Source organism: Microbacterium sp. NPDC056057 (assembly GCF_042266945.1).
Classification (GTDB): Bacteria; Actinomycetota; Actinomycetes; order Actinomycetales; family Microbacteriaceae; genus Microbacterium; species Microbacterium trichothecenolyticum_C.
In genome coordinates this window covers 760,976-776,129 of the sequence record NZ_JBHJWS010000003.1, presented here as the reverse complement: position 1 = coordinate 776,129, position 15,154 = coordinate 760,976, and the positions used below count along the sequence as shown (strand labels likewise).

At 71.7% G+C, this 15,154-nt stretch carries 18 protein-coding genes; 11 read left to right on the top strand and 7 right to left on the bottom strand.

The genetic code is table 11. From position 1 onward, the window contains the following. Window positions 1–19 precede the first annotated feature (19 nt). The gene (locus ACFC1K_RS15605) at window positions 20–661 is read right to left on the bottom strand and encodes a heme-copper oxidase subunit III (protein WP_310290379.1); all 642 of its coding nucleotides are present in this window, start codon (window positions 659–661) and stop codon (window positions 20–22) included. A gap of 187 nt (window positions 662–848) precedes the next feature. Between ACFC1K_RS15605 and trpD the strand changes: the two genes are divergently transcribed. The 3 genes from trpD (at window position 849) to ACFC1K_RS15590 (ending at window position 3,516) form a co-directional block, all read left to right on the top strand. Continuing rightward, on the top strand, window positions 849–1,910 hold the full coding sequence (trpD, locus tag ACFC1K_RS15600; RefSeq protein WP_310290381.1) for an anthranilate phosphoribosyltransferase: 1,062 nt from the start codon (window positions 849–851) through the stop codon (window positions 1,908–1,910). 97 nt (window positions 1,911–2,007) lie between these two features. Next, window positions 2,008–2,496: an aromatic ring-opening dioxygenase LigA gene (locus tag ACFC1K_RS15595; RefSeq protein WP_310290383.1), complete on the top strand. Its 489-nt coding sequence runs from the start codon at window positions 2,008–2,010 to the stop codon at window positions 2,494–2,496. 18 nt (window positions 2,497–2,514) lie between these two features. Further along, complete coding sequence (locus ACFC1K_RS15590; RefSeq protein ID WP_375872289.1) at window positions 2,515–3,516, top strand: PHP domain-containing protein; 1,002 nt, start codon at window positions 2,515–2,517, stop codon at window positions 3,514–3,516. 42 nt (window positions 3,517–3,558) lie between these two features. On the opposite strand, the gene ACFC1K_RS15585 is transcribed toward ACFC1K_RS15590, so the two are convergent. The 4 genes from ACFC1K_RS15585 to ACFC1K_RS15570 form a co-directional block, all read right to left on the bottom strand. Continuing rightward, window positions 3,559–3,870, bottom strand: a complete 312-nt coding sequence (locus tag ACFC1K_RS15585) for a hypothetical protein (protein WP_310290387.1) — start codon at window positions 3,868–3,870, stop codon at window positions 3,559–3,561. Between the two features lie 134 nt (window positions 3,871–4,004). Then, window positions 4,005–4,667, bottom strand: a complete 663-nt coding sequence (locus ACFC1K_RS15580; RefSeq protein ID WP_375872288.1) for a response regulator — start codon at window positions 4,665–4,667, stop codon at window positions 4,005–4,007. Then, window positions 4,664–5,875, bottom strand: a complete 1,212-nt coding sequence (locus ACFC1K_RS15575; protein ID WP_375872287.1) for a sensor histidine kinase — start codon at window positions 5,873–5,875, stop codon at window positions 4,664–4,666. The genes ACFC1K_RS15580 and ACFC1K_RS15575 overlap by 4 nt, the downstream gene beginning before the upstream one ends. A gap of 98 nt (window positions 5,876–5,973) precedes the next feature. Further along, on the bottom strand, window positions 5,974–6,897 hold the full coding sequence (locus ACFC1K_RS15570) for a 5'-3' exonuclease H3TH domain-containing protein (protein WP_375872286.1): 924 nt from the start codon (window positions 6,895–6,897) through the stop codon (window positions 5,974–5,976). A 225-nt stretch (window positions 6,898–7,122) separates the two neighbouring features. On the opposite strand from ACFC1K_RS15570, the gene ACFC1K_RS15565 reads away from it, so the two are divergent. From ACFC1K_RS15565 to ACFC1K_RS15550, 4 genes are read left to right on the top strand one after another with little or no spacing between them, the layout of a single operon-like run. After that, window positions 7,123–8,034 (top strand): hypothetical protein, encoded by a 912-nt coding sequence (locus ACFC1K_RS15565; protein WP_375872285.1) that lies wholly within the window; start codon window positions 7,123–7,125, stop codon window positions 8,032–8,034. Further along, window positions 8,031–9,293 (top strand): cytidylyltransferase domain-containing protein, encoded by a 1,263-nt coding sequence (locus ACFC1K_RS15560; protein WP_375872284.1) that lies wholly within the window; start codon window positions 8,031–8,033, stop codon window positions 9,291–9,293. Before ACFC1K_RS15565 ends, ACFC1K_RS15560 begins: the two co-directional genes overlap by 4 nt. Then, the gene (locus tag ACFC1K_RS15555) at window positions 9,290–10,162 is read left to right on the top strand and encodes an N-acetylneuraminate synthase family protein (protein ID WP_375872283.1); all 873 of its coding nucleotides are present in this window, start codon (window positions 9,290–9,292) and stop codon (window positions 10,160–10,162) included. The genes ACFC1K_RS15560 and ACFC1K_RS15555 overlap by 4 nt, the downstream gene beginning before the upstream one ends. Continuing rightward, a complete protein-coding gene (locus tag ACFC1K_RS15550; RefSeq protein WP_375872282.1) occupies window positions 10,159–11,511 on the top strand; it encodes a DUF6716 putative glycosyltransferase in 1,353 nt (450 codons plus the stop codon). Before ACFC1K_RS15555 ends, ACFC1K_RS15550 begins: the two co-directional genes overlap by 4 nt. On the opposite strand, the gene ACFC1K_RS15545 is transcribed toward ACFC1K_RS15550, so the two are convergent. Further along, entirely contained in the window at window positions 11,430–12,161 is a 732-nt protein-coding gene (locus tag ACFC1K_RS15545) for a hypothetical protein (RefSeq protein WP_375872281.1), read from the bottom strand. The genes ACFC1K_RS15550 and ACFC1K_RS15545 overlap by 82 nt on opposite strands. 35 nt (window positions 12,162–12,196) lie before the next feature. After that, a complete protein-coding gene (locus tag ACFC1K_RS15540) occupies window positions 12,197–12,736 on the bottom strand; it encodes a hypothetical protein (protein ID WP_375872280.1) in 540 nt (179 codons plus the stop codon). 322 nt (window positions 12,737–13,058) lie between these two features. Between ACFC1K_RS15540 and ACFC1K_RS15535 the strand changes: the two genes are divergently transcribed. Genes ACFC1K_RS15535 through ACFC1K_RS15520 form a run of 4 tightly spaced genes read left to right on the top strand, consistent with a single transcriptional unit; the run spans window position 13,059 to window position 15,097 of the window. Then, a complete protein-coding gene (locus ACFC1K_RS15535; protein ID WP_375872279.1) occupies window positions 13,059–13,424 on the top strand; it encodes a hypothetical protein in 366 nt (121 codons plus the stop codon). Window positions 13,425–13,473: 49 nt separating this feature from the next. After that, window positions 13,474–13,839 (top strand): TraR/DksA family transcriptional regulator, encoded by a 366-nt coding sequence (locus ACFC1K_RS15530; RefSeq protein ID WP_310290407.1) that lies wholly within the window; start codon window positions 13,474–13,476, stop codon window positions 13,837–13,839. A 1-nt stretch (window position 13,840) separates the two neighbouring features. Next, the gene (locus ACFC1K_RS15525) at window positions 13,841–14,281 is read left to right on the top strand and encodes a YchJ family protein (RefSeq protein ID WP_375872278.1); all 441 of its coding nucleotides are present in this window, start codon (window positions 13,841–13,843) and stop codon (window positions 14,279–14,281) included. A gap of 39 nt (window positions 14,282–14,320) precedes the next feature. Continuing rightward, window positions 14,321–15,097 (top strand): isocitrate lyase/phosphoenolpyruvate mutase family protein, encoded by a 777-nt coding sequence (locus ACFC1K_RS15520; RefSeq protein WP_375872277.1) that lies wholly within the window; start codon window positions 14,321–14,323, stop codon window positions 15,095–15,097. Window positions 15,098–15,154: the final 57 nt, after the last annotated feature.

Genomic DNA, 15,154 nt, shown 5'->3' with positions numbered 1-15,154 from the left:
TCGGGTTTCAGCTCCGCTCTCACTTGAGGAAGTAGATGACGAGGAAGAGGGCGATCCAGACGACGTCGACGAAGTGCCAGTAGTACGACACGACGATCGAGGACGTCATCTCTTTGCGCCCGAAGTTCTTGACGGCGTACGCGCGCCCGATGACGAGGAGGAAGGCGATGAGGCCGCCCGTCACGTGGAGGGCGTGGAAGCCGGTGGTGAGGTAGAAGGCCGACGCGTAGGAGTTCGCGTTGATCGGCATGCCCTCGGCGACGAGCTGGGCGTACTCCCACACCTGGCCCGAGACGAAGATCGCGCCGAGCGCGAAGGTCAGCCAGAACCACTCGACCATGCCCCAGCCGAGCCAGCCGCGCTTCTTCGTCGAATAGGGCTGGAAGCGCTCTGCGGCGAACACGCCCATCTGGCACGTGACCGAGGACAGCACGAGGATGATCGTGTTGACGGTCGCGTACGGGATGTTCAGCAGCTGCGTCTCCTGGGCCCACAGTTCGGGCGAGGTGTTGCGCAGGGTGAAGTAGATCGCGAAGAGGCCCGCGAAGAACATCACCTCGCTGCCGAGCCACACGATGGTTCCGACAGCGACCGGATCCGGCCGCTTGACGGACCGCATGGCCTGGGAGTAGGTCGCTGTGGAGGTCGTCACGCTCCCCATTATGGCCGATTCGAAGCCACGATTTTCGCATCGGCGGGCATGTCTTCGCCTGCTCCGGAACTTAGGGGAGCCTAAGAGGACCCTGCGACTTCGCCGTGAACCCGTGGTGAAGACGCAGAATCGTCGCGCCCGGGACGCCGTGTCACGAAACGGTTCCGATTCCGGAGCCCGGCTAGGCTTCTCGGTTATGGCGGAGCTGTACACCTGGCCGGGAATCCTCACCACGCTGCTCGAGCGGCGCGACCTCAGCGTCTCGGAGTCGACGTGGGCGATGCGGCAGATCATGTCGGGCGCCGCCACCCCATCGCAGCTGGCGGGTTTCCTCGTCGCGCTGCGCGCCAAGGGCGAGACGGTGGACGAGATCGTCGGCTTCCGCGACGCGATCCTCGAGGCCGCGCTCCCGCTTCCCGTCGACGCCGCGGTCCTCGACATCGTGGGCACCGGTGGCGACCGCTTCGGCACCGTCAACGTGTCGACGATGTCGGCGCTCGTGGCCGCAGCATCCGGGATCCCCGTCGTCAAGCACGGCAACAAGGCGGCCAGCTCCTCATCGGGTTCGTCCGACGTGCTGGGCGCTCTCGGCGTCGACCTGGCCCTGTCGCCGGACGCCGTGGCCGAGACGCTCTCCCGCACCGGCATCACCTTCGCGTTCGCGGGCGCGTTCCACCCCGGGTTCAAGAACGCGGCGGCGACGCGCAGCGAGCTCGGCGTCCCCACCGTCTTCAACTTCCTCGGACCGCTGTGCAACCCGGCGCGTGCCGAGGCGAACGCCGTCGGCGTCGCCCATCTCGACCGGGTGCCGCTCATCACCGGCGTGTTCCGCACGCGCGGCGCGACGGCGCTGGTGTTCCGTGGCGACGACGGCCTCGACGAGCTCACGACGACCGGCCACAGCCGCCTGTGGGAGGTCAGCCGCGGCGACATCCACGAGCACGACCTGGACCCGCGCGACCTCGGCATCCCGCTCGCCGACATCGACGACCTGCTGGGCGGCGATCCGGCCCACAACGCCGGCGTGGTTCGGCGGGTGCTCGGCGGCGAGGAGGGCGCGGTGCGCGACATCGTGCTGCTCAACGCAGCCGCGGGCATGGTCGCCTACCGCCTGTTCCGCGACGCCGCACAGGTGCAGCGACCGATCCTCGAGCGCCTCGCCGAGGCCCGGGACGACGCCGCTGCCGCGATCGACAGCGGCGCGGCGACGGCCACGTTGGACCGCTGGGTCGAGGCGACGCGCGCACTCGCCTCCTGAGCCGGCGCCCCGCCGGGTTTTCTCCGGCGCGCGCTCTTCCCCCTCGCCGTGCGGCGCCGCTAGCGTGTGGCTCAACGACCGCATCCGAGGAGGACGCATGAGCGAGGAAGAGCCCCGCACCACCGACGTGATCGAGCCCCCTGAGAAGAAGGTCGGCCTGGTGAAGGCGGTCGGCATCATCGGGATCATCGGCGGCATCCTGCTGATCGTCGTCGGCATCATCGCGTGGATCGGCGTGACGACCCAGCTCACGGCCGAGAACATCACCATCCCCGACGACGCCGCAGCGTTCCAGGGCCAGCAGGTCACGGGCCCCTTCACGGCCTACGTGCAGGCCGACATCATCAACACCCACGCTCTCGAGGCGTCGGGCGGCAAGACGTACGCCGAGCTCGACCAGGACGACCCGGTGCGGGCGACCGTGATGCAGGCGTCGTTCCTGCGCGCATCCCTCTTCACCTCGGTCGTCGCCTACGGTGTCGCGCTGTTCGCGGCCGGCATGGGCGTGCTCGCGATCCTGTTCGGCTGGGCCATCCACCGGCTGGCGAGCGTTCCGGTGGTGATCCGGCGATCCAACGTCGCCTGATCCGTCGCACCGCCGCACGTGAACCCCTACGACGCGCTCACCGAGATCGCCACGCTCCTCGAGCGTGAGCGTTCGTCGCGGTACAAGTCGAAGGCGTTCCGTGCGGCGGCCGACGCGATCGAGGGCCTGAGCGACGCGGAACTGCGGGACACCGCCTCCCTGCGGCGCCGCAAGGGGATCGGCGACTCCACCTTCGCCGTGATCCAGCAGGCGCTGGCAGGCGAAGTGCCGGGATACCTCGTCGACCTGCGCGAACGCGCAGGCGTGCAGCGCACCTCGACCCTGCGGCCGCTGCTGCGGGGCGATCTGCACTCGCACAGCGACTGGTCCGACGGCCTCACGTCCATCGACCTCATGGTCGACGCGGCGAGAGCACTCGGACACGAGTACCTCGCCCTCACGGATCATTCGCCGCGCCTGCGTGTCGCGAACGGGCTGTCACCTGAGCGCCTGCGCTCTCAGCTGGAGGTCGTCGCGGGCCTGAGCGGTGACGGGTTCACGCTGCTCTCGGGCATCGAGGTCGACATCCTCGAGGACGGCGCCCTCGATCAGGAGCCCGAGCTCCTCGCGGAACTCGACGTCGTGGTCGCGTCCGCCCACTCCAAGCTCCGCATGGAGCGCGGGCCGATGACCCGGCGTCTGGTCGCAGCGGTGTCGAACCCGCACATCGACGTGCTCGGACATGTCACGGGGCGCCTCGTCGAGGGATCGCGCGGAACGCGGCCGCCGTCGACCTTCGACGCGCGGGCCGTGTTCGAGGCCTGCGAGGCCCATGGCGTCGCGGTCGAGATCAACTCCCGTCCGGAGCGGCAGGACCCTCCGGACGAGCTGATGACGCTGGCGCTGGAGATCGGATGCCTCTTCTCGATCGATTCGGACGCCCATGCGCCCGGTCAGCTCTCTCTGCTGGACTACGGCGCCGAGCGTGCCGAGCGCATCGGCGTGCCGCGCGAGCGCATCGTCACGACGTGGCCGCTGGACAAGCTGCGCGCGTGGACCGGGCGCGACCGCGGCGCCTGATTCCGCGGTGACGGATCCGGGGCCACAGTCGCGTCCGGGGGATCACTGCGACGCGTTCGCGCGAAGCACCTCGAGGCGTGCGCGGTACTCGGTCTCGTCGATGTCGCCCTTGGCGAAACGTTCCGCCAGCGTCGTCTCCGCCTGACGGGCGGGGTTGCGGCCATACGGCCCGTAGCCGTTCTCCGCGGCCGCACGACGCCAGCGGCGGCCGAAGATCGCGAAGAGGATCGCGAACAGGGCGATCCAGAACAGCGGGATCAGCAGGAACCACCAGCCGAACCCCCACGGGCCGACGAAGTGAGTGGCCACGATCCCTGAGCCGGCATCGAGCACAGTGGCGAGTGCAGTGGACATGCGGATTCCTCTCTCGGAACCGGCTGCGCCGGGAAGGGCGACCGGATGCCTCGAGTCAACGCGGGCGACGGCATCCGTGAATCCGACCGTCGGAGTGATCTCGACTGCTCTCGGCGGAGTACCGCAGGCAGCGGTCACCCGGGCTGTGAGCCGACCAGCCCGGATTCGTACGCGATGATCACGAGACGCACGCGATCCCGGGCGTAGAGCTTCTGCATGATGCGCGACACGTGCGTCTTCGCAGTGAGCGGCGACAGGTGCAGGCGGGCGCCGATCTCGTCGTTCGTGAGTCCCTCTGCGACGAGCCGCAGGACGTCGACCTCGCGGTCGGTGAGGGTCTCGAAGAGCTGGGGATCGGGCACCGCACGCAGGCCCGACGCGGCCCGGTCGAGCAGCGTGCGGGTGACGCCGGGGGACAGGAGCGCGTCGCCGGCGGCCACGGCGCGGACCGCGCGGATGAGGTCGGCGGGCTCGGTGTCCTTCACGAGGAACCCGCTGGCGCCGGCGAGCACCGCGCGGATCACGTACTCGTCGAGCTCGAAGGTGGTCACGATCACGACCCGCACACCGGCCAGGTCAGGATCGGCCGCGATCTGCTCGGCGGCCCACAGCCCGTCGCCGTCCGGCATGCGGATGTCGACGAGCGCGACGTCGACGTCTGCCGCGCGGAGTGCACGCAGCAGCTCCTGGCCGCCGGATGCCTCCGTCACGACCTCGATGTCGGGCTCCGAGTCCAGGAGCGCCCGGAACCCTGCCCGCACGAGCTGGTGGTCGTCGGCGAGGGCGACGCGGATCATGCCGCGCCCTGCCAAGGAAGACGCGCGACCACGGCGGTGCCCCGCGTGCCGCTGTCGACGGTCAGGGCGCCGCCCGCGAGCTCGGCCCGCTCGCGCATGCCGCGCAGGCCGCCGCGCTCGGACGCGGTCGCGGGGATGCCGGCGCCGTCGTCCGCGACCGTCAGGACGAGGTCGTCGGCGTCGTGCTCGACCGTCACCGTGGCGTGCGAGGCGGCGGAATGGCGGACCACGTTCGTGAGCGCCTCCTGCGCGATGCGGTAGGCCGTCGTCTGCACCGCGCTCGGCGGCGTGTCGCCCGCGAGGCGGTCGTCGAGGGCGACGCTGAGGCCCAGCCCGGTGCGGCCGGCGACGAGGCTCGGCAGCTGCGCGAGCTGAGGCTGCGGCGTGAGCGGCGCGGTGTCGGGCGCGCCGATCTCGTCGCCGCGCAGGAACGCGAGCACGCCGCGCACCTCGTCGAGGCCCGTCGCGCTGAGACTGCGGATGTTCGCGAGCGCCTCCCGTGCGCGCTCTGGCTCGCGGTCGAAGAGGTGCAGCCCCACGCCGGACTGCACGGCGATCTGGCTCAGCGAATGCGCGAGCACGTCGTGCAGCTCCCGGGCGATGCGCGTGCGCTCCTCCTGCTCGGCGGCGCGACGCCGAGCTGCCAGCTGCGTGCGGCGCTCCTGGGCGCCGCGGATGCGCGCCCGGATGCCTTCACCGACGACGAAGCACAGCGCGAGGCCCACCGTGGCGAACGCGATGCGCGCAGGGTGCCACTGGACACCCACGAAATCCGCGCCGACGACGACGCCGAGCCAGGCCACGCCGACCGAGACGAGTGCCCACACGCGTGCGCCCCGAACGACGGCGCCGACGATCGCGAAGATCAGGGCGACGGGTGGCGGCCCGCCCACGGGCGCGATCAGCAGGTCGACGGCGCTGAGCGCGGCGACGGCCGCGACGGTGGGCCCGGGCAGTCGACGCGCCGCGAGGAGGACGAGAGCGGATGCTGCGGCCAGCGTCAGGCTCGCCGCCGCGGCGGCGACGGGCACGTGCTGCCACCACGACAGCGCGATCGTGCCGGGCACCTGAACCAGGAGTGACACGAAGACGGGGACGAAGAGCACGACGGCCGCCGGCGGGCGGAAGCGCGGGCCGAACTCGTCGGCGCCGGGGGCACGCAGCCGGTGACGGCTCGCACTCGAATCGTCACGCACGGGCCCGGGCATGCGCACGATGCTACGCCGCGCCCCTCTGTGAGGAATCTGACCGCGGGAGCCCCGCTCGTACTCCCGCGGGAGTAGTGGGCGGCCCCGGCGGGAAGGGATCAGACGGCGTCGAGGGCGTCGACGATGCGGTTCATCGACGCACCCAGCGCCCACTGCTCGGCGAGGGATGCGGCATCCGTCTTCCCCTGCTCTGTGAGCGGTCGCAGGCGCGGGTCGGGCACGTCCAGCGGGAGGTCGCGCACGACGGCCACGACCTGCGGCGCGACGGCGAGATAGGGGAGGCCCGCGAGCACCTTCGAGCGCACGCCCGCGGACATCCCCTCGCCGAGCTCGGCCGCGGCGACGATTCCGGCGAGATCGCCGTGTGTCGCGAGGAGCCCGGCCGCGGTCTTCTCGCCGATGCCGGCGACGCCGGGCAGGCCGTCGGACGAGTCGCCGCGGAGCGTGGCGAAGTCGGCGTACTGCGAAGGAAGGACGCCGTACTTGGAGACCACGGACGCATCGGTGAGCACCTCGAGGTTGCTCATCCCGCGCGCGGTGTAGACGACGCGGACATCGCGCTCGTCGTCGACGAGCTGGAACAGGTCGCGGTCGCCGGTGACGATGTCGACCGGCATGGTCGCGGTGGAGGCGAGGGTGCCGATGACGTCGTCGGCCTCGTGGGCGGTGGCGCCGACGATGCGGATCCCGAGGGTGTCGAGCACCTCGCGGATGACGGGAACCTGCACCTCGAGAGGATCGGGCACCTCTTCGACGTCGGGTCCGCCCGCGACGACCTCGGCGACGCGATGTGTCTTGTAGGTCGGGATGAGGTCGACGCGCCACTGCGGTCGCCAGTCGTCGTCCCAGCACGCGACGAGGTGCGTGGGGCGATAGGTCGTGACGAGCCGCGTGATGATGTCGAGGAACCCGCGGACGGCGTTGACGGGGGCGCCGTCCGGAGCGCGCACGGTGTCGGGCACCCCGTAGAACGCGCGGAAGTACAGGGACGCGGAGTCGAGCAGCATCAGGCGGTCGGTCACGCGTTCATCCTGGCATGTGCCGCCGACGCGCACCCGGGGCCGCGTGAACGAGATTGCCGGTCGAGCGAGCGGCACGGCCGCGACGTGCCGCACCACGCCACCCTCCGTTCACCTGCCGGACCGGCCACGGTCGCACGGCAGGACGCATCGCGTTCACATCCGGCGCTCACCGTGGGGAGACAGCGCTGAGCCCGATCGTGAGGGCCGGCCGGGAGGAGGCGCCGCATGGGTCGCGAGGATGTGCTGGCGTGGGTCGAGTCGCCGCTGCAGCTCGTCGGCGCCGCGGAGTGGGCGGCCGCCCACCGCACGACCGTTCCCGTCGCCGGACGCCTGACGCCGCAGATCTCGGCCACCGCCGACGAGCTGCTGTCGCGCGGCGCGCGCTTCGGCGAGCTCGAGCCCTACCTCGGCATCCCGTGGAGCCTGCTCGCCCGTCACGGCCACTGGCTCGTCGGCGACGGCTTCTCGGGCCAGTTCCGGCTCGCCGCCTCGGTGCTGCGCCCGCACCGCATCACGTTCCTCGATGACGGCGCCCACGCGATCGCGTATGCCGACACACTGCTCGGTCGCCGCCCGTACACCCGCCCGAACATCGAGGAGCGCGGACTCACCACGGTCGTCGCTCCCTTCGCGGCCGAGCTCGTGCACCGCCGCGCCATCGCACGCCGCGCGGCGATGTTCACCGCGTTCGACCTCGGCGCCGACCGCGTCGACGCGCTCGCGGACCACGGGTTCGGCATCCGCCGCCACGACTTCTCCTGGACACGCGAGAGCGCGCCCGCGGCGCCCGAACTCGGCCGTCGGGTCGTGCTCGGCAGCGCACTCCCGGTCGACGGGCGGATGCTGCTGCTCGACTATCTGCGGTGGGTGCGGGATGCCGCGGCCGGAGGTGCGGTGTACCTCCCGCACCGTCGCGAGTCGGCGGAGCAGCTGGACGCCGTCTCGACCGTGCCGGGGCTGCGGATCCACCAGACCGGACTGCCCGTCGAGCTCGTGCTCGCCGGCGCCCGTGGCGCGCTCGACGTGCACACGCTGCCGTCGAGCACCACGACGACGCTCCCGCTGGTGCTCGCGGGCACGGGAGCGACCGTGCACACCGGACGCGCCCGGCGCTCGGCCCGGACGGCGGCGGCATGAGCGAGGTCGTCGCCATCATCCCCGCGCGCGGGGGCTCGAAGGGTGTCCCGCGCAAGAACCTGCAGCGCGTCGGCGGTGTGCCCCTCATCGCACGCGCGGTCGAGGCGGCGCGGCGCTGCCCGGCGATCGACCGGGTCGTCGTGACGACCGACGACGCCGACATCGCGGCCGTCGCGGCCGAGTGGGGCGCCCAGGTCGTCGAGCGCCCGGCCGACCTCTCCGGCGACCTCGCGAGCAGCGAGAGCGCCCTCGTCCACGCCCTCGAGACCCTCGAGGCCCATAAGGTCGACGTCGGCGTCGTCGCGTTCCTGCAGGCGACCTCGCCCTTCATCGACGTCGACGCGCTCACCGCGGCCGTGCAGCTCGTGCGCTCGCGCCGTCGAGACAGCGTCTTCTCGGCCGTGGAGACGTTCGGCTTCCTCTGGGAGAAGGGCATCGGCAGCGCGGCGGAGCCGGTCAACCACGAGATCGACGTGCGCCCGCGTCGCCAGGACCGTGAACCGCACTACCTCGAGACCGGGGCCTTCTACGTGATGCGGGCAGCGGGCTTCCGCGCGGCGAACCACCGCTTCTTCGGCAGCGTCGGCATCGCCGAGGTCGCGCCGCGGACCGCGATCGAGATCGACACGCTCGACGAACTGGAGCTCGCGCGCACGCTCGCGCCCCTCGTCGACCGCGACGCATTCGGCGCTCACGCGGGTGCGATCCCCGTCGATGCCGTCGTGACCGACTTCGACGGCGTGCACACCGACGACACCGTGCACGTCGACCAGAACGGCGTCGAATCCGTCACCGTGAGCCGATCCGACGGCATGGGGGTCGGGATGCTGCGAGCCGCCGGCATCCCGTTCCTCATCCTCTCGACCGAATCGAACCCCGTCGTGACCGCCCGCGCCCGCAAGCTCGGCGTGGACGTGCGACAGGCAGCGTCCGACAAGGCAGCGGTGCTGCGCGAGTGGGCCGACCAGCAGGGCATCCCGCTGTCGCGGATCGCATACCTCGGGAACGACGTCAACGATCTGCGGTGCCTCGAACTCGTCGGCTGGCCCATCGCGGTCCCCGAGGCACACCCCCTCGTCCTCTCCACCGCGCGCGTCGTGCTCGACCGCCCGGGCGGCGCCGGCGCCGTGCGCGACCTCGCTGAGCGCGTGCTCACCGGCAGGTCGGCGACGGCCGTCGCCGACGCGCTCCGGCCGGCCGTCGCGCCGGTGCGAGCCTCAGCATCCGATCACCCCACCGCACCACAGGAGGCCTCATGACCGTCACCATCGGATCCCGCGTCGTCGGGGGCGGACGCCCCGCGTACGTCATCGCCGAGATCGGACTGAACCATAACGGCGACGTCGACCTTGCGAAGCGTCTCATCGACGTGGCGGCCGACGCCGGCGCGGACGCGGTGAAGTTCCAGAAGCGCACGCCCGAGATCGCCACGCCCGAGCACATGCGCGACATGCCGCGCGACACCCCGTGGGGCCGTATGACGTACCTCGACTACCGGCGCCGCGTCGAGTTCGACCGCGAGCAGTACATCGAGATCTCCGACCACGCGCTGCTGCGCGGCCTCGAGTGGTTCGCGTCGCCGTGGGACGTGCCGAGCGTGGCTTTCCTCGAAGACCTGGGCGTCGTCGCGCACAAGGTCGCGTCCGCGTCGCTCACCGATGTCGAGCTTCTCGAGGCGCTGCGAGACACCGGCAAGCCGATCATCCTGTCGACCGGCATGTCGACGATCGAGCAGATCGACGCCGCGATCGACATCCTCGGCACCGACCGCCTCGTGCTCCTGCACGCCACCTCGACGTACCCGATGGAGCCGGAGGAGGCCAACCTCCGCATGATCCCGGCGCTGCGCGACCGCTTCCCGGGCGTGCCGGTCGGTTACTCGGGCCACGAGCGCGGCCTGCAGATCTCGCTCGCGGCCGTCGCGCTCGGCGCCGTCGCGGTCGAGCGGCACATCACGCTCGACCGCACCATGTGGGGCTCCGACCACGCGGCCTCGCTCGAGCCCGCGGGCCTGCAGCACCTGGTGCGCGACATCCGCGTCATCGAGGCGGCCCTCGGCGACGGTGTGAAGCGCGTGTACCCCGGCGAGCTCGCGCCCATGGCGAAGCTGCGTCGCGTTCCCGCGTGAGTCCGGGCACGTCAGACGGCGGGCGGCCGCGCGTCGTCGCGATCGCCGACACCGACTCCTACGTGAAGTGGGCGGCCGCCCTCCTCGGCGGGGTCTCAGAGCGATGGGATGCCTCGCTCCTGGTGCTCGAGACGCCGCTCGTCGTCAGCGACGCCCAGCTCGCCTCCGCCCTCAGCGGGAGCGGGCTGGGGGCGGACCGCGTGGAGCGGATCGCCTACGCGCGCCTGGCGGCCCGGCTCGCCGAGCTGCGGGCGGACGTTGTCGTGATCGGAGCCCGCGGTCCGCTCGTGCGCGTGCTCGCGCGCGATCTCGCGGCGCTCGAGCCGCGGCCGGTCGTGGTCACGGGGCTTCCGGGCATCTCGATCCCCGCCACGCGCAAAGCCGTCGTGTACCGGCTGCAGTCCGACATGTTCGTCGTGCACTCGCGCCGCGAGGTGCGGGAGTTCGGTGCGCTGTCGGCTCGCACCGGCTACGCCCACCGCTACGCCCTCGCGACCCTGCCGTTCGCGCGTGGTGCCGTGACCGCCGGCGGCGGCGCCCGCCCGGATGCCGAGGGCACCGATCTCGTGTTCGCCACCCAGGCGAAGGTCCCCGCCGAGCGGGAGGACCGGCTGCGCGTCGCGCGTCTGCTCGTGCGAGCGGCCGAGGCGGATCCGTCGCGGCGCGTCGTGGTGAAGCTCCGAGCCGCGTCGGGCGAGCACCAGACGCACGCCGAGCTCGACGGCTACCCTGAGCTGCTCGCTTCGCTCGGGCCGCTGCCGCCGAACCTCGTCACCTCGACGGGATCGATGGGCGACGCGCTCGACACGGCCGAGGGGCTCGTCACCGTCAGCTCCACGGCCGCGATCGAGGCGATCGCGCGTGGCATCCCCGTCATCGCCTTGGACACGTTCGGCGTCTCGCCGCGTCTCATCAACGAGACGCTGGCCGACGCCGACCTGCTCGCGAACGAAGAGGACGTCGTCGCGCGGCGATTCCGGCATCCGGATCCCGAGTGGCTCGACGAGAACTACTTCCACGCCCCTGAGGCCGACGACTGGACCGCGCATGTCGACGCGCTGCTCGCACAGCGGGCGGCGGGGCGGCTTCCGGCACGCGCGTCGGTGGTGCGCCGGGGCGGCGCGCTCCGCGACGCGTGGGAGCGCAAGGTCGCCCTCGGCCGCAGTGACACGTCGGCCTCGGGTACCGTGGCCTACGCCGTCGGGGTGCCGCTGCGCGCGGTGGTGCGACTGGCGAAGCGCGCCCGCCGCGTGCTCGCCGGAGCGGTTCAGCAGCCGGGGCCGGTCGGATCCTCGACGCAGGTGCGGTCCACGAGCGCGGTGCGCACCTCGACGACCCGCACGCCGTAGCCGGCGGCCTCGGCCCGGACCACGCCGGGAACCGTCCGCCACGTGCCGCTTCCGAAGTCGACGGATGCCTCGTACTCGACCGTCACCGACACCGGATACGTGCCGCGGGCCCGGTACGCGTGGCTTGTCGCGGTCGGCGTGAACTGCCCCTGCCCGAGCGCCGTCCACGATGCGCCGCCCGTGCTCGCCCGCGTGGTCGTGCCGTCGCCGTTGTCGAACACGTACGCGACCGGGACGAACCGCACGGTGACGTCCCAGCCGAGCACCGTGCCTGGGATGCGCTGCTCGGACGCCGAAGCCAGCAGGTTCGTCGGCATGCCGACCACGCCGAACCCCGCGGGCTCGCCGCCGAGCGTCGGCTGCGCGGGCCGGAAGGAGGCGAGATCGGCGAGCGTCACATCCGGCGGGCCGGCGACGACGTAGTTCTCGCACCGGTTGAGCGGGCCGCAGTCCTCGGGCTCCGCGGACGCTTCGGGTCTGGGAGCGGCGCCCGAGTTGGAGTGGGGCTCCCTGTCCGCGGCCTTGCCGGGCTGCGACTCGCTACGTCCGACTTCGACTGCGGTTCCCGACTGATCGATCGTGCACATCCAGCCCGCTGGATCCGCGCAGCTCTCCGCACCGATCGCCTGCTGGCTGGACAGAGTGGCCATCGCGACACCAACGAGGATTGCTGCTAGACCGACGGCTAGTCGCACGTTGGTTCGCCCTCGCGACCGTCAATTTCCGCGATCAACCATCCGAACTCCGATTGGGGAGCCGAAGACATCGTGATGAGAAGGCTCTGCACGTCAACTCGATTTGGGTCGACAGCGGATGCGCCGGACGAGTCCGTGACTTCGACGCCCGAAACATCGAGGCAGACCGCGAGTTGTATCGTGCTGGGTTCCCCTGATTCCTTGCCCAGCGGCTCGACAACTGGCGCCGAGGTGTCCCCGCTCACCGTCATCCCGTCGGCATGCATCGCGGAGAACGACTTCCGGAAGTCCGAGTTGGCCTGTCCGGTGGTGAGATCAAACACCGCTTCGAACGTCTCCGGGTCGCTCAGATCCACCTGGTTCAACGCGTCCACATAAGCGCGGTACGTCTCCTCAGCCGCGGCGAACGCCTCTTCGTCGCTCGAGAACGCCGGAGTCGGTGTGGGCTCCGCAGGCCCAGGCGTGGTGCACCCCGCAAGGGCGAGGACGAGCAGCCCGCTGAGCGCCGCCGCCGTCACCCGAGTCCTCACGCCCCCACGGTAGCCGCCGGCGTCGACGCTCCGACCGAGTTATCCACAGTGCATGCGAAGAAGCCGGCGATCGCGTCCGGGGGGTGTCGCGGATCGCCGGCTCCGGGGCGGGTCGGTGAGACCGCCCCTCGTGCCCTCCGGGCGTCGGGCACGAGGGGTGGTCCCCGGCGACTCATCGCCTGCAGGGGTTCGCGGAGGGGACCGGGATTCCCCTTCCCCGCGATGCCTCCAGGCTAGAAGGCGGTCCTGGGAGATCCCTATCGCCGGGCCATACGAACGCCGGGCGCTGGCCGTGCAGCCGCTGGGCTGTCATCATGACGCCATGCGCAACGTCGGACCGGTCGCCTGCCTCGTGCTCGTCGCCTCGCTCGCCGCGCTGAGCGGCTGCGCGTCGTCTCAGCCCGTGATCGCGCCGGTCACCCGCGACGTGGGCGACCTGCAGGGCGAGACCGTCGAGCTCGAGGTCGGGCAGGTGCTGGACATCGACACCGGCGACCTCGCCGTCGACAGCTACAGCGGCGTCGTCTCCGATCCGTCCGTCGCGAAGTTCACCGCGGGTCGCGAGGAGGGTGGCGCGTCGTACAACCCGGGGGTCGAGGGGCTCGCCGAGGGAACGACGAAGGTGGTGCTGTCGAACGAGGACGGCGGCATCCAGGACGTCACCTTCACCGTGGAGGTCGCGGGCTGATCCGGCACGGCTGCGGCCAGGACGCGACATCCGGGCGTAGTCTCATGCGATGACCTCCGCCGCGAGCCGGACCGAGCTTCGTGGGCTCCTGGACGAGCTCCACGACGCGGCCATGGTGCGCATCGCGGCGATCGACGAGACCCTCGAGGAATTGCGCGCCGATCGGGGCTCCGACGTCGCCGACGACGAGCACGACCCCGAAGGCGTGACGCTGTCGGGGGAGTGGTCCCGCGCCGTCGCCCTCGAAGACGCCGCACGCCGCGAGATCGCCGAGATCGACGAGGCCGTCAAGCGCTGGGAGGACGGCACCTACGGGGTCTGCGTGGACTGCGGTCGCGGCATCCCGATCGCGCGTCTTCGTGTGCGTCCCTTCGCGACCCGCTGCGTGTCGTGCGCCGAGAAGGCCGGCGTCTGACGTGTCGTTCGGCTCCGCGGCATCCCGAGCCGCCAGCGACGGCTTCCCGCGCGTCGCGGACGCGGATCCCTGTCCGTGCGGCAGCGGCGATCGATTCGATGGATGCTGCGCCCCCGCGCTGCGCGGAACACCGGCGCCGACCGCCGAGCGCCTGATGCGCTCGCGCTACACGGCGTTCGTCGTCGGCGACGCGGCGTATCTGCACGACACCTGGCACCCGGGCACGCGTCCCGCGGAGCTGACGCTCGACCCGGATCAGCGCTGGACGGGGCTCGAGATCGTGGGCACAGCGGATGGGGGCGAAGGCGACCGGCGCGGTGTCGTCGAGTTCCGCGCCGCCTGGCGCCACGGCCGCGACCGCGGCGTTCTGCACGAGCGGAGTCGCTTCGTGCGGCAGGGCGAGCGCTGGTGGTACCTCGACGGCCAGGTCGATCCGACCTGACCGGGCCCGAGGGTGCTGAGCGCCGATAGCGTGGCAACCATGACCACTCAGGCTGAGAAAGCACAGACCCTCGCCCGACTGCACGCCGCCCCCGAGATCCTGCGCGTCGTGAACGTGTGGGACGCCGTGTCGGCCCGCACGATCGCCGCCCTCCCCGAGACCCGCGCCATCGCGACAGCCGGCCACTCGATCGCCGCGACCTTCGGCTACCCCGATGGGGAGATCCCCTTGGAGACGACGCTCGACATGGTCGGCCGCATCGTCGAGGCCGTGGGCGACCTGCCGGTGAGCACCGACCTCGACGCCGGGTACGGCGATCCGGGCGAGACCGTGCGCCGCGCCATCGGCAAGGGCGTCGTCGGCGCCAACGTCGAGGACCGCCTCGTGCCGCTCGCCGAAGCCGTCGCCAACGTCGAGGCGATCGTCGCGGCCGGTGCGGCGGAGGGCGTGCCCTTCGTCCTGAACGCCCGCACCGACGCGTTCGTGCGCGCGGGCAAGCGCCCGCTCGAGGAGTCGATGGCCGACGCGATCGAGCGCGGCCGTGCCTACCTCGCCGCCGGTGCGGACCTCGTGTTCGTGCCCGGGATCCTCAACGCCGACATCACCCGGGAGCTGGTCGAGGGGATCGGCGAGCGCAAGATCAGCGTGATCGGCCTGCCCGGCGCCCTGTCGGCGGGGGAGTACGAGGCGCTGGGCGTCGCCCGCGTCTCGTACGGCCCCATGACGCAGCGTGTCGCCCTGACCGCGCTGCAGGACGTCGCCGCCGATCTCTACGCGGACGGCGTCATCCCTGCCTCCACGCGCGCGCTGAACTGACGCGTACCTCTTCCGATCGGCCCGTGGGGAATCCCCGCGGGCCGATCGTCGTTGTGC

Excerpts from the sequence above, each read along its gene's own strand:
- ACFC1K_RS15565 (WP_375872285.1), top strand. The coding sequence starts at position 7,123 with ATGGGTCGCGAGGATGTGCTGGCGTGGGTCGAGTCGCCGCTGCAGCTC.
- ACFC1K_RS15535 (WP_375872279.1), top strand. The coding sequence starts at position 13,059 with ATGCGCAACGTCGGACCGGTCGCCTGCCTCGTGCTCGTCGCCTCGCTC.
- ACFC1K_RS15520 (WP_375872277.1), top strand. The coding sequence starts at position 14,321 with ATGACCACTCAGGCTGAGAAAGCACAGACCCTCGCCCGACTGCACGCC.
- ACFC1K_RS15530 (WP_310290407.1), top strand. The coding sequence starts at position 13,474 with ATGACCTCCGCCGCGAGCCGGACCGAGCTTCGTGGGCTCCTGGACGAG.
- ACFC1K_RS15595 (WP_310290383.1), top strand. The coding sequence starts at position 2,008 with ATGAGCGAGGAAGAGCCCCGCACCACCGACGTGATCGAGCCCCCTGAG.
- ACFC1K_RS15585 (WP_310290387.1), bottom strand. The coding sequence starts at position 3,870 with ATGTCCACTGCACTCGCCACTGTGCTCGATGCCGGCTCAGGGATCGTG.
- ACFC1K_RS15555 (WP_375872283.1), top strand. The coding sequence starts at position 9,290 with ATGACCGTCACCATCGGATCCCGCGTCGTCGGGGGCGGACGCCCCGCG.
- ACFC1K_RS15580 (WP_375872288.1), bottom strand. The coding sequence starts at position 4,667 with ATGATCCGCGTCGCCCTCGCCGACGACCACCAGCTCGTGCGGGCAGGG.
- ACFC1K_RS15560 (WP_375872284.1), top strand. The coding sequence starts at position 8,031 with ATGAGCGAGGTCGTCGCCATCATCCCCGCGCGCGGGGGCTCGAAGGGT.
- ACFC1K_RS15545 (WP_375872281.1), bottom strand. The coding sequence starts at position 12,161 with ATGGCCACTCTGTCCAGCCAGCAGGCGATCGGTGCGGAGAGCTGCGCG.
- ACFC1K_RS15575 (WP_375872287.1), bottom strand. The coding sequence starts at position 5,875 with ATGCCCGGGCCCGTGCGTGACGATTCGAGTGCGAGCCGTCACCGGCTG.
- ACFC1K_RS15605 (WP_310290379.1), bottom strand. The coding sequence starts at position 661 with ATGGGGAGCGTGACGACCTCCACAGCGACCTACTCCCAGGCCATGCGG.
- trpD (WP_310290381.1), top strand. The coding sequence starts at position 849 with ATGGCGGAGCTGTACACCTGGCCGGGAATCCTCACCACGCTGCTCGAG.